This is a genomic window from Streptomyces sp. NPDC060028, assembly GCF_042736725.1.
Lineage (GTDB): Bacteria > Actinomycetota > Actinomycetes > Streptomycetales > Streptomycetaceae > Streptomyces.
Genome location: NZ_JBHWVJ010000136.1, coordinates 1 through 12,426, shown reverse-complemented (window position 1 = coordinate 12,426; position 12,426 = coordinate 1). Strand labels below are relative to the sequence as shown.

The window sequence follows — 12,426 nt, the reverse complement described above, 5'->3', positions numbered from 1 at the left end:
ACACGCTCACAGCGAGTCACCGCGCGGGCTTGACAACTTCATTGGGAATCCTTTCGGAGCAGTCGGTAGCGTGCCGTCCGCGTTTCGCAGCTCGGCACACCCGAAAACTACGACCGGCCCGGCCGACCGACTTTTCTCCCTGTGCCCAGGAGTTGGCACGACAGCGCACTGCCAAACCGTCTCCGCCCCAGTGGCCCCCGGCCGGCGCGCATGCGCCGGTATGACGGGCGCCTCACGCGCCGTGGGCGCCCGCCCAGTTGAGCCGTCCCGCGTGGATCAGCCGAAGCTGGCGCCGCGCGGTGTCCGTGACGTCGGCCCACGCGTTGCCCTCCAGGGCCGCCGCCAGGTAGGCGGACGCCGTCATCACCATGTGGTCGACGTAGAGGCGGGCGAGCATCAGCAGGTCCGCGGGGCTCCAGCCGGCGCCGAGCGGGTCGGCGGCGAGGTTTTCGGCCATGCCCCGGGCGAAGCCGTCCAGCCGGCCGGCGACCGCTTCGCGCACCCGGCGCACGCCTCCGTGCCGTTCCCGGACGATGAAACGGAGGTGCGCGGGGTAAGCGCGGACGAGTCCGGCCATCAAGTCCACTGCCTGGTCGATGCGTTGTGCCGCGATTCCGGAGCTGTCGAAGATCGAGGAGATGCCCTCCTGCAGGTTCTCCAGCGCCTCGTCGACCAGGGCGATCCCCAGTTCCTCGACGTCCGGGAAGTGCCGATAGAAGGCCGTCGTCGCCACTCCCGCCGCGCGGGTCACCTCCCGCAGGCCGAGGCTGCCCAGGTTCTGCTCCTCCAGGAGCGAGAGCGCGGCGTCCAGCAAGGCCCGGCGGGTGCGGAGGCGTTGGGCCTGGCGGGGCCCGACAGTCTGGTTCATGACGGAAAGTAAACCCCGAACCTGCGGGAGCCGCATGCCATGATTTAGACTGGGTAGTCAGTGAACAACTGTCACCGAATCCAGGAATCTGAAGGAGGAAGCACGATGCTCTTCCTCGTAGCGGCTTTCATGCTCATGGGGATCCTGCTGGGAACCGTGGCCCACGTTCCGACGACGGTCACGCTCGTCGCGACGGCCGCGATCACCGCCTGGCTCATGGTCTTCGCCGTACGGGAACGGACCGGGCGGCACCACCGCGCCGGTCGCCAGGGAGGTTCCTCATGACCGCGCACCGGCCCGCCGTCCAGGAGCACCGCCCCACCAGCCCCACCAGCCCCACCACAGGGCCTCGCTCCGGCGACCCCACCCCTGGGCCTCGCTCCACCGGCCCGGACAACGCCTCCGACGACCGGCGCACGCCGGTCCGCGACGCCGACACCATGGCCGTCATCTCCTTCCTGTCCGGTCTGGTGGGACTCCTGGCGATGAACCTCGTGCTCGGACCGATCGCGATCGTCCTCGCCGGCCTCGCCCTGGTCCGCGGGACGACCCGCCCCGGCCGCGCCCGCCTCGGGCTGGCCCTCGGGATCGCCGACCTCGTCGTCCTGGCCTGCCTGGTCAGTGCGGACGACACCTGGTCTTGGAGCCTCGGCTGACGGCCGCCCGGCCGGCACCGGCGCCAACGCGCGGTCCGCAGGGCGCTCAGTGCGCGCCGTCACCCCGCGCCCGGACCGCCCGGGAGCCGAACAGGACGTCGCTGTGCGGGGAACGGACCTTGACCGGCGCCGGTGCGGCCGGTTCGGGGGCGCTCACCGGGTCCGGGTAGAGCCGGGCGTGGGACCGGCGGGCCTCGGTGTCGGCGTCCGCCCGGGAGACCAGGACGTGCTCGGCCCGGCCGTCCGCGCGCACCGATGTGATCAGGCACAGGTCGTCGTGCCGCCGCGCGGCGCCGAGGTGGTGCGCGGTCCCCCGGATCCCGGCCTGCACCACCAGGTAGGTGCCGCTCGGCGAGTCGAACACCGTGCTCCGCACGCCGTCCGCCGACAGCCCTCGCGCCGCCGCCCGGCGCTCCCGCCCGGACCGGAAGCGCCAGACGTCGCTGCTCTTGTGCGCGACGACCGCGGCAGCCTCGGGGCCCTCGCCCACCACGGTCCCGTCCTCGCCCCCGGCGGTCCACGGGAAGGGGCGGCAGTGCAGCCGCACGTGCGCGCGCTCCGCCCAGTCCAGGGCGCTCTCGTGGACGACCTTGGCACCGTGGCGCGCCATCCGCCGCACACCCTCGTAACTGATCTCGGGAAGTGTCCGCGCGGCCGGCACCAGATACGGGTCCGCGGTGCACACTCCGGGCACGTCGGAGAACAGGACGCAGGTACCGGCGCCCAACGCCGCGGCCATCGCCGCCGCCGAGAGGTCGGAGCTGTTGCGGCCCAGCATGACGGTCCGGCCGGCCGCGTCGACCGCCTGCCCACCCGGTACGACCAGGACCGGGCAGTGCGCCAGACCCGACAGCAGCACCGCGGGATCGGTCCGGATCAGCCGCGCCCGGTCGGCGGGCCCCTCGCCCACCAGCCCGGTGCCGGCCGCGGACAGCGGCAGCGCGGGCACGCCCGCGGCGTCGAGAGCAGCCGCGAGCAGGGCCACGCTCACCGTCTCCCCGCTGGTCAACAGCATGGCGGCGACCGGTGCGGGCGGGTCGTCGGCCACGATGTCGAGGGTCTGCTGGAGTCTGCCGGTGGTACCGGACATCGCACTCACCACCACGACGACCGGGCGCTTCTCGTCAGCGGCCCGACGGGCCGTGTACCGGGCGACCCGTGTGTAGCCGTCCAGGTCCGCGAACGCGGATCCGCCGAACTTCATCACCAGCGGACCCTGGTCCGGCCCGGCGCCGGTCAACCCAACCACCCTTCCTTGACGGCGAGTTCGACGATCTGCAGGGCGTTGAGCGCCGCCCCCACCCACAAGTTGTCGGCGACGACCCACACCGCCACGGCCCGCGGGTCCTGCGGCTCGACCCGGATGCGGCCGACGTGGACCAGCGCCCGGTCCTCGGGCCGGGCAAAGACGGAGCGCGGCATCGGGTACGAGGGGCTGTCCGACCGGGTGTAGACCCGGAGCCCCGGGGTGGACGCCAGCGCCTTCTCGACGGCCGGGGCCGTGACCGGCTCGCGCAGCGTGACGTGCACCGCCTCGGAGTGACAGTGGAAGACCGGAACCCGCACCGCCGTGGCGCTCACCCGCAGCCCGGGCAGGCCGAGGATCTTGCGCGGTTCACGGACGAGCTTGCGTTCCTCGTGGGTGAGTCCGGAGTCGTCCTGAAGACCGATTTCGGGCACGAGGCTGAAGGGCAGCGGCTGCCCGAACCGCCCGCCCGGCTCGTCAGGCGCCCCGGGGTCCTCCAGCACCCTGCGTGAGCCCTCGGCCAGTTCCTCCAGCCCGCGCAGACCACCTCCCGACGCCGCCTGGTAGGTCGCCACCACGACGCTCTCCAGCGTGGCCAGTTCGTGCAACGGCTGAAGGGCGCGGACCAGTTGGATGGTCGAGCAGTTCGGGTTCGCCACGAGGCCGGAGGCCGGCCGCTCAGCGAGGGCGCCGGGGTTGACCTGCGGTACGACGAGCGGGACGTCCGGTCGCATCCGGAACGCGGAGCTGTTGTCGACGACGAGCACGCCGGCCGCGGCCAGGCGCTCCGCCTCCCGGCTGCTCACGTCCGCGCCCGCGCAGAAGACGGCCACGTCCAGACCCCGCGGGTCGAGATCCCCGACGGTGACCACCGGGGCCATGGGCAGGGACAGCGCGAACTCGGCGCCCACGTCCCGGCCGACGCTGCGCGCCGAGCCGACCGGTATCACCCGCTCCACCGGCACGATCCCGCTGTCGAGCAGGGCCAGGCACTCCCTGCCCACGGCGCCGGTGGCGCCGACAATCGCGATTCGCAGCATTCCCGTCCTCCTGTCCGAGCCCGGGCGGACGCCCGGTGTGTGTCTGTCAGGTGAGAGAGCCCCGGAACGCGCGGCGATAGGCGTTCGGGGTGGTGTTGAGCGAGCGCACGAACTGGTGGCGCAAGGCCGCCGCGTTGGGGAACCCCGTGCGGGCGGCCACCGCCTCCATCGTCTCGTCCGTGTTCTCGAGGAGCCGCTGGGCGCTCAGCACCCGCTGCGCCAGCAGCCAGCGGTACGGGGTGGTGCCGGTCTCCATGCGGAAGCGACGGGCGAACGTGCGCGGCGACATGCACGCCAGGGCCGAAAGCTGCTCGACGCTGATCTCCTGGTCCAGGTGCGCCTCGGCCCAGGCCAGTACGTCGCGCACCCCGTCCTCGCGGAACTCCGCCACCGGCCTTTCGATGTACTGGGCCTGGCCGCCGTCCCGGTGCGGGGGCACGACCATGCGCCGGGCGATGGCGTTGGCCACGTCACTGCCCTGGAGCTTGCGCACCAGGTGCAGGGCGGCGTCGATCCCCGCGGAGGTGCCGGCCGAGGTGAAGACCGGATCCTCGTCGACGTACAGCACGCCCGGCTCGACCTCCGCCTTCGGGTAGCGTTCGGCGAGCGCGTCGGCGTACCGCCAGTGCGTGGTGCAGCGCCGCCCGTCGAGCAGCCCGGCGGCCCCCAGGACGAAGGCCCCGACACAGACGCTGAGCACCCGGGCACCGCGCGCCACGGCCTGGCGCAGGGCTTCCAGGAGGTCCGGCGGGAAGTCCCTGGTGTGGAAGTCGTCGCCCACGGGGATGGCGATGAGATCCGCGTCCGCGAGCCGGTCGAGGCCGTACGGCGTGCTGATGGTGAATCCGGGGACCGCTCGCACGGATGCGGATTCCGCGGCGACGAGCGCGAAGTCGTAGGCGGGCAGCCCCTCCTCCTGGCGGTCGATCCCGAACACTTCGCATACCACGCCCAACTCGAAGGGGTGGACGTTGTCGAGTAGCACTGCGGCTACGTTCTTCAGCATGGGATCCAATGTGGCAGGGATTCGTGGTGTTCTGACAGTCCCACCACTGTCAGGTGGCCAAAAGCTCCCGCACAATGACGGCATGGATCCGGCAGTGTTCCGGAGTTGTCCACCTGAGTCCCGGGAGGGAGCCGCCTCACCGCCGCATCAGTCGCCGATGGAGACGATACCGCTGCGGATTCCCATGACGACGGCTTGTGTGCGATCGGATGCGCCCACCTTCGAAAAGACGGCGGACAAATGGTTGCGCACGGTCTTTTCCGATATCCCGAGCGAGCTGGCCACCCGCCGGTTCGACTTCCCCTGGGAGACGAGGACCAGGACCTCGCGCTCGCGCGCCGTAAGGAGGGAGAGCGGCTCCCGGCATGCCGGAGCCGTGGGGGGAGGGGAGGGGGCGACGTCCGCCTGCTGTTCGTCGCCGGTGTCCGTACGCAAGTCCTCGATCATCTGTTCCTGGGCTTCCAGTGCGTCCTGCACCTCGCCGAGGGCCTTGTGCATCTTGTCGACCGCCTCGGCGAGAGCCCTGACCGGCTTCGGTGGCGCACCGCACAATTCGCAGCACCTCTTGCCGCTCAACTCCTCGACTCGCCTCTGCACAACACGTGCCATCAGGTGCACTCCCTTAATGCAGACGTGATAACCGAACCGCTCTTTTCAATGAGTTCCAGAATGTTCTGCGGATGAATGCCAATGGGGCGAACGGGTCATGCGGGACGCTGCGTGTGCACGGCCACCGTCTTGCACCGCGTGTATTCACGCAGCGCCTCCAGGCCCTTCTCCACGCCAATGCCCGAGCGTTTGTAACCCCCGAAGGGAAGCTCCACGCCGCCGGCCGCGCTGTAGTTGTTCACGAACACCTGCCCCACCCGCAGCCGCTGGGCGAGCCAGTGAGCGGTGGTCACGTCCGACGTCCAGACCCCGGCGGCGAGGCCGTAGGTGGTGTGCTCCGCGAGCTCGACCGCCTCGTCCAGCGCGTCGAAGACCGATACGCACAGGACAGGACCGAAGATCTCCTCGTTGAACACCCGGTGCTGCGGTGTCACGTGGTCCAGGATCGTGGGTTCCACGTAGAACCCCTCGGCGTAGAGCTCGCCCTCGGGCACTGCGCCGCCGGCGCGGACCACTGCGTCCCTGCTGCCCTCGGCCATGTAGCCGAGCACCCGGTCGCGCTGTTTCGCGGAGATGAGCGGTCCCATGTCGGGATCGCCGATTCCCGGGCCTATGCGCAGGGCGCGGAAGGCGTCCGCGAGGGCCGCCACCAACTCCTCGTGTACCGAACGGTGGACGAGCAGCCGGCTTCCGGCGGAACAGTTCTGCCCCGCGTGCTCGGTGATCGAGTCGACGATCAGCGGTACCGCTCGCGCGGCGTCGAAGTCGGGGAGGACGATGTGCGGCGACTTGCCGCCGAGCTCCAGGGTGACCGGCACGATGTTCCTCGCGGCCGCCGACATGACGGCCTCGCCGACCTCGCGCGAACCGGTGAAGGCGAGTCGGTCCACGTCGGGATGGGCGGACAGCGCCGCACCCGCCTCGTCTCCGTAACCCGGCACGACGTTCAGCGCGCCCGCCGGCAGTCCTGCCTCCAAGACCATCTCCCCCAGGCGGAGCGAGGTCAACGGGGCGTCCTCGGCCGGCTTGAGCACACAGCAGTTTCCGGCCGCCAGGGCGGGTGCGACGGTCCTGGCGGCGATCTGCAGGGGGTAGTTCCACGGGATGATGTGCCCGCACACCCCGTACGGCTCCCGCAGGGTGAAGGCGAACCGGTCCGCCTGATGCAGGATCGTTTCACCGCCCAGCGCCTCCACGGCACTGGCGTAGAAGTCGAAGTAGCGTGCGGCGACGTCGGCATCGACCAGCGACTGGCTGAGCGGCTTGCCGGTGTCGAGGGTCTCCAGTCTGGCCAGTTCCGAGCGTCCGGCGCGGATCACCGCGGCGATCCGGCGGCAGACCCCGGAGCGCTCCGCCACCGTGGCGAACCGCCACACCGACTCGTAGGTGTGGCGGGCCGCCTCCACGGCGTCGGCGACCTCGGCCTCGCCACAGCGGGCCACTCGCGCGAACGGACGGCCGTTCGACGGATCGAGCACATCGATCCACCCGACCGCGGAAACCTTTTTTCCCGCGATGACGGCCGTGTACTCGGGTAAGTCTGCTTCGCTCACGGGGGCATCAAGCTCCTTGCGTGGGGGAACCGCAACACCTGTCGTCAGCCGGTCATCGAACCGCCGAGAATTCTCTCGAGATCACGAGAGCCGACGTCGCGCGGGCAGCACACCAGCAGGCGCTGCTGTTTGAGCGCACCATCGACAAGTGCAGGCAGATCCTTGCCGGAATATCCGAAGGAATCAAGGCCGCCTGGACCGCCGGTGTCCGCCACCAGCTGCTGCAAAGTGGCTGGAAGTACGTCCGCGCCATGCGCCTCCGACACGCCGTTGAGATTGGCGCCGAGCAGCTCGGCTGCGCGCAGGTGGCGCTCCGGAGACGTCGGATAGGTGAATTCGAATGCGGCGGGAGCGGTGGAGACCACCGCGGCACCGTGCGGCACCATCGCGTGATCGACCACATATCCATCGGGCCGGTAGTCCCGGACCAGTCCGGCTATCGGATAGGCGCACGCGTGCGGAATATGGGTTCCGGCGTTGCCGAAACCCATTCCGGCGTAGCTCGCGGCCTGGCTCATTCCGATACGGGCTTCCAGGTCGTCCGGATTGAGCACGGCCCGCCTGAGGTAGCGGCCGACCAGCCTCAGCGCCTGCTCCACCCACACGTCGCTGATCGGGTTGGCGCCGACGTACAGCGGCCGGTCCGCGGGAGTGGGGTAGGGAGGGCGGCGGTCGTAGGAGCGGGCGGTGTACGACTCGCACGCGTGCGTCAGCACGTCGTACCCGGAGGACGCGGTGACCGCCGCAGGCAGCGTGAGGGTGTTGGCGGGATCGATCAGCGCCAGGGACGGCAGCAGCCGCAGATCGCTGATGCCCGTCTTCACGTTCAGGCCCGAGACGCCGAGGGCGACCATGGCGGTGCACTCGCTCCCGCTCCCGGCCGTGGTGGGCACCGCCACCAGCGGCTTCAGCGGGCCGGGGATCCTGGCTCCCGCGCCTATCGGCGCGTTCAGGTAGTCGCGTACCGACCGGCCGGGGTAGGTGAGCAGCAGGTTCAGCATCTTGGCGGTGTCGATCGAGCTGCCGCCGCCCAGGCCGACGTAGCCGTCCACCCGCAGGGACGCCAGTTCGCGGGCGGCCTGGGTGCAGCTCTCGTCGGTGGGCTCCACCTGTGCGCGGTCGAAGACCGAGACCGCGATCCCCTCCTGCTCGATGAGCTTGGCGACCCGGGCCGGCAGGCCGAGGCCGGCCAGTACGCGGTCGGTCACCAGCAGGACCGACCGGACGCCGGCCCTGCGCAGTTCGTAACCGATCTCCCGGGTGGCGCCGACACCGAATTTCAGCGGTGGAGCCTGCCAGCCGATGATCCTTTCATGCTCTGGCGAACTTTCGCCGACCCACGCAACCGGCTCCACCGTCTGCCCTCGCCTTCTTAGCTGACAGGCAACATTACGTTGCATATGCGCGCCGAATTTGATCAGGTGAGGGCCACATTAGCCGGGTGCATTCACCCCCCACCATAGGACTCTCGCCCCATAAGAAAAGGGACGGGGTGTCCGAATTTCCACCCCGCCCCTCCCGTTTCCCCGCCCCCTGTCAGGCGGGTTCCACGGTCAGCTGTGCCTCGATTTCCTTGACACGGGCCGTGTCCGCGTCAACGGATTCCTGGCTCGGACCGCCGAGAATGACCCAGCCGAGGCTGGTGAACAGGTCTTCCGTGCAGGGCACTTGCTCACCGTTGCGGTAGGGCAGCCCCAGCCGCTGGAAGGTGGGCAGTTTCCGGACTGCGTCCAGTGCCTCGGCGTTGCGCAGAATTCCCTCGCGCGGGCTGGACAACCACACCACGCGCACCGGCTGCACGATCTCGTACCCGGGCGTGAACGTACCGTCGAGGTGGTGGCGGACCGTACGGTCGATCTGGCAGTCCCCGGTGGCCAGCCGCGCCGAGTACTGCAGGCAGCTTCCGGCCAGCCGCGCGGCCGTCTCGATCAGCCGCGGTCCGTCGGCGGTGAGCATGACCTCCGTGTGCGTGCAGCCGGTACGGATGCCCACCGCCTGCGCCACCTGCCGGGTGTACTCGCCCAGCATCGTGGCGACCGGGTCCTGCGGGGCCAGGTAGTCGACCGCGTCGTAGATCCCGATCCTGTCGTTCTTGGCCGACTTGCTGTAACGGCTGACCGACACCAGACCGAACTTCCCGTCGACCGAGTACGTGTCGACGATGTACTCCGTCCCCTCGGCGAACTCCTGCACCAGAACGGTGTCGTTGCGGATGTCGAAGCGGTTGACCGAGCCGAGGAGGCGGTCGAAGTACGGCCGCCAGTCCTCCCGCGCGCCGACCTTGTGCACGTCGTCCGTGCCCCCGCTGCGGCGGGGCTTGAGCACCAGCGGCCGGCCCTCGAGGCCGTTGTCCCGGATCCACGCGGCGACCTCTTCGGGGTCGGCGGTGGCGATCTGGCGCAGATGCGGGATGCCGGCGGCCGCGACCGCCTGGCCCATGGGCCATTTGTCCCGGCGAGCTTCGGACAGTTCGAACACGTTGCCCGTGCCCGGCATCAGTTCCTCGATCAGCGCGTCGACCAGCATGACCGCGGACTCGTTGCCCGGGACGATGGCGACCGGGTCGTAGCCCTTCACCATCCGCACGAGCTCGTTGAAGTCCCCGTCGTGATGGTGCGTACGGAAGAAGGCGTCCGGGTTCCAGGTGCGGCGGTAGGAGTTCAGCGGACCCGGCGTGCTCAGCACGGCCACCGGTTCGACGTCTCGCTCCCGGAAGGCGTTCGCATACTCGGCCGCGCCGGAGTAGGGGTCGACGAGAATCGCGTAGCGGGGCATTTTCTTTCCTCCTGAGTAGTGCGTGGGCGCTGCCTGCCTCACGTGGCGACGGTGGCCTGCGTGCCGGTGCCGAGGCCTTCACCGGACCCCGCGCCGCCGTCCGGCTCCGTGCGCGGCGGCTTTTGACCGGCGGTGCCCGTGGGTCGCACACCCAGCCAGGCGGCGCTGACCGCGAGCAGCCCGACGGCCCCGCACCCGAGCCACAGACCGTCCCCGAACTTGTTCCAGAGCATGACGCCGAGAAACGGACCCACCGCGGTACCGAGTCCGTACAGCGAGTTGGACGCGCCGAGGTAGCGGCCGCGCAGCTCCGGCGGTCCGGCCTGCGCCGGATAGGCGAAGAAGAGGGTCGGATAGCCCACGATCTCGCCGAGCGACCAGACGAGGGTCGCGATCACCAGTGCGGCGATGCCCCAGGGCAGCGCGTACAGGCTCATCCCGATGCCGGTGAGGGCCACGCCGGCGATCACCGCGATCCTGGCCGGCCAGCGCTGCACCACCTTGGCGACCAGCAGCTCGCACGTGATGACGAGAGCGCCGTTCAGCGCGACCATCGCCGCGTACACACCGGTGCTCAGGCCGAGGTGCTTGACCGTCAGCGGAAGGGTCGACACGTACTGGATGTAGATCACGGAGCTCGCGAACATCGCGAGCAGGAACAACAGGTAACGGCCGTCGGCCAGCACCGCGAGATAGCTCGGCTTGCGGACGGCGGCGCCGGACCCCGGGGCGTCCGCCGCCCCCTTCTCCCCGGCCGCGTTCGCCCGGGCGCGGGGCAGGGTCACTCCGGCCACCGTCGCGAAGACCAGGATCGCCAGGGCCTCGCCCCAGAAGAGGAAGTCCCACGACACCTGGACCAAGGCCGCGCCCAGCAGCGGGGCCGCCGTCGTGCCGAGGTTGATCGCCAGTCGGACCATGGCGAAGATCATGACCTGGCGTTCGGCGGGGATGAGCTGACTGATCATGCTCGTGGACGCGGGACGGTACGCCTGGCTCAGGGCTCCGCCGACGCCGATGACCGCCAGGATCGCCGGGTAACTCTCCAGGTAGAGGACCGAGGGCAACAGCAAGGCCGAGCTCACCAGCGTCGACATGATGGTCAGCCGCGGACCGATCCGGTCGGACATCCAGCCGCCGGTCAGCACCCCCAGCACGGTCCCCGCGCCGTAGACGCCCAGTGCGATGCCGGCCTGGGTGTCGGTGAACCCGCGCTGCGTCATGTACAGCACCATGAAGACCTGGATGAAGCCGCCGAGTCTGTTCACCGCTGTGCCGGCGAGCAGGGACTTCACTGATGCCGGTGACTCCCGCCAGACCGTCTTGATGCCGACGTGCACGGGCTCCGGCCCCGTCTCGTCCACTGCAGAGGGAGAATCGCTGCTTGCCATGGGATCACTCTGCGGCGGGGCAGGTCTGGGCGACAGTGGCCAGACTGACGTCCGTCCACGATTTCCTGCCACGCGCCGTCATCCGTTTTCCCCCGGCTTCGCGTCCGCGAGTCCGGCGAGGGCCTGGCCGAAGACCTCGCGCGCCCGACGGGTGACCTGCTCGCGCCACGTGGCGTCGTCCGCTGGACAGAAAGCGGCGCGGATCAGCTGCTTGAGTTCGGAGCGGACCGCTTCGGCCGGTGCGTGGTGCCGGTGCAGCCAGGCGTCCGCACACAGCGCGAGCAGCACCTCGGGACCCGGCTGGGTGCCGAACTCCAGGGTGATGGCCGTCAGCCGGCCGGAGGGCCCGAGGCCGTCGGCCACCGCGGTCGCGGTGTTGCCCACGATGGGCGTGGACGAGGAGGTGCCCAGCTCCGAGGCGGTGAGCGCGTCCCCGTACCAGCGCCGCGCCCGCTCATGGGCGTGGGCGTCACGGCCGCCGCGGAAAATGGGCTCGCCCACACCGCGCTCACCGAGTCCCGTGTGCAGGTCGATGTAGGCGACGTGCGCGGCGCCGGCGATCTGCCCGGCCACCACCGTCTGGAACACCCGCCGGGACCAGGTGGGCCGCCGACCGCCGTAGAACAGACCGTCGGGGTGCCGGTACTGGCCCCGGGTCACGGCCTCCTGCAGGGTCTGCGGGCCGAGCCGGTCGCGGAGGGCCGTGAGGTCGGCCACCAGGTCGCGCGGGGAGAAGGCGGCGGAGTCCGGCGGCACCAGCGTCGCGTGGACCGCGTCGTACGCGTCGTTGTGCGGCGGGGCGTCGTGGTCGACGAAGTTCCGGTTGAGGTCGACGTTGTCCTCGTTGACGCGCCGCAGGTACGCGAAGCCGTACGGATTGAGGGCGTGCACGAGCAGCACGCCGGTCCTCGGCCCGGCCTCCCGCGCCACCCCTTCCCGCAGCAGGATCCCGGTCTGGCAGGCGGAGCCGCAAAAGCCCTCGATGCCGTGCGTTCCGGAGACCGTCACCAGCAGCTTCTCCGGATCGGCGGGGCCCAGGTAGGCGGTGTCGACGCCGAGCTCACCGCCGTCGGGCCCCCGGTGCCCCGCGAGCCCGTACGTCCTCAGCCGCGCACCCGCCGCTTCGGCGGCACGCAGGAAGTCGGCGCGGGCCTGCGAGTAGTCGGAGGGAAAGGCGTCTGCCATGGCTTTCTCCGCGTTCCTGGAGTTCCGGTACGGGCAACGGGGCCGGGGGGGGCGGGGCGGGGGGGGCGCCGGGGGCGGGCCCCGGCGGGCGGGGGGGGGC

General features: G+C 70.6%; 12 protein-coding genes. 2 read left to right on the top strand and 10 right to left on the bottom strand.

Annotated features, from left to right (window positions below; genetic code table 11):
- Window positions 1–232 precede the first annotated feature (232 nt).
- Window positions 233–868 carry a TetR family transcriptional regulator gene (locus tag ACFWBF_RS35915; RefSeq protein ID WP_385609047.1) on the bottom strand — a complete coding sequence of 212 codons (636 nt, stop codon included), beginning with the start codon at window positions 866–868 and terminating at the stop codon, window positions 233–235.
- 105 nt (window positions 869–973) lie between these two features.
- On the opposite strand from ACFWBF_RS35915, the gene ACFWBF_RS35910 reads away from it, so the two are divergent.
- Window positions 974–1,153: a hypothetical protein gene (locus ACFWBF_RS35910; protein WP_385609046.1), complete on the top strand. Its 180-nt coding sequence runs from the start codon at window positions 974–976 to the stop codon at window positions 1,151–1,153.
- Window positions 1,150–1,524 (top strand): hypothetical protein, encoded by a 375-nt coding sequence (locus tag ACFWBF_RS35905; RefSeq protein ID WP_385609045.1) that lies wholly within the window; start codon window positions 1,150–1,152, stop codon window positions 1,522–1,524. Before ACFWBF_RS35910 ends, ACFWBF_RS35905 begins: the two co-directional genes overlap by 4 nt.
- Window positions 1,525–1,570: 46 nt before the next feature.
- Here ACFWBF_RS35905 and ACFWBF_RS35900 read toward each other — a convergent pair whose 3' ends face one another.
- The 9 genes from ACFWBF_RS35900 to ACFWBF_RS35860 form a co-directional block, all read right to left on the bottom strand.
- Window positions 1,571–2,773: a hypothetical protein gene (locus ACFWBF_RS35900; protein WP_385609044.1), complete on the bottom strand. Its 1,203-nt coding sequence runs from the start codon at window positions 2,771–2,773 to the stop codon at window positions 1,571–1,573.
- On the bottom strand, window positions 2,761–3,810 hold the full coding sequence (locus tag ACFWBF_RS35895; RefSeq protein WP_385609043.1) for an aspartate-semialdehyde dehydrogenase: 1,050 nt from the start codon (window positions 3,808–3,810) through the stop codon (window positions 2,761–2,763). Before ACFWBF_RS35895 ends, ACFWBF_RS35900 begins: the two co-directional genes overlap by 13 nt.
- A 46-nt stretch (window positions 3,811–3,856) precedes the next feature.
- The gene (locus ACFWBF_RS35890; RefSeq protein WP_385609042.1) at window positions 3,857–4,816 is read right to left on the bottom strand and encodes a GlxA family transcriptional regulator; all 960 of its coding nucleotides are present in this window, start codon (window positions 4,814–4,816) and stop codon (window positions 3,857–3,859) included.
- A 147-nt stretch (window positions 4,817–4,963) separates the two neighbouring features.
- Window positions 4,964–5,425 (bottom strand): response regulator transcription factor, encoded by a 462-nt coding sequence (locus tag ACFWBF_RS35885; protein ID WP_385609041.1) that lies wholly within the window; start codon window positions 5,423–5,425, stop codon window positions 4,964–4,966.
- A gap of 95 nt (window positions 5,426–5,520) precedes the next feature.
- Window positions 5,521–6,978 (bottom strand): aldehyde dehydrogenase family protein, encoded by a 1,458-nt coding sequence (locus ACFWBF_RS35880; protein ID WP_385609040.1) that lies wholly within the window; start codon window positions 6,976–6,978, stop codon window positions 5,521–5,523.
- Window positions 6,979–7,022: 44 nt separating this feature from the next.
- Window positions 7,023–8,333: a hydroxyacid-oxoacid transhydrogenase gene (locus ACFWBF_RS35875; RefSeq protein ID WP_385609039.1), complete on the bottom strand. Its 1,311-nt coding sequence runs from the start codon at window positions 8,331–8,333 to the stop codon at window positions 7,023–7,025.
- A gap of 181 nt (window positions 8,334–8,514) precedes the next feature.
- On the bottom strand, window positions 8,515–9,753 hold the full coding sequence (locus ACFWBF_RS35870) for an ATP-grasp domain-containing protein (RefSeq protein ID WP_385609038.1): 1,239 nt from the start codon (window positions 9,751–9,753) through the stop codon (window positions 8,515–8,517).
- A gap of 38 nt (window positions 9,754–9,791) precedes the next feature.
- Window positions 9,792–11,141, bottom strand: coding sequence for an MFS transporter (locus ACFWBF_RS35865; protein WP_385609037.1), 1,350 nt, complete (start codon window positions 11,139–11,141; stop codon window positions 9,792–9,794).
- Window positions 11,142–11,219: 78 nt separating this feature from the next.
- The gene (locus tag ACFWBF_RS35860) at window positions 11,220–12,326 is read right to left on the bottom strand and encodes a M14 family metallopeptidase (RefSeq protein WP_385609036.1); all 1,107 of its coding nucleotides are present in this window, start codon (window positions 12,324–12,326) and stop codon (window positions 11,220–11,222) included.
- Between the last annotated feature and the right edge of the window lie 100 nt (window positions 12,327–12,426).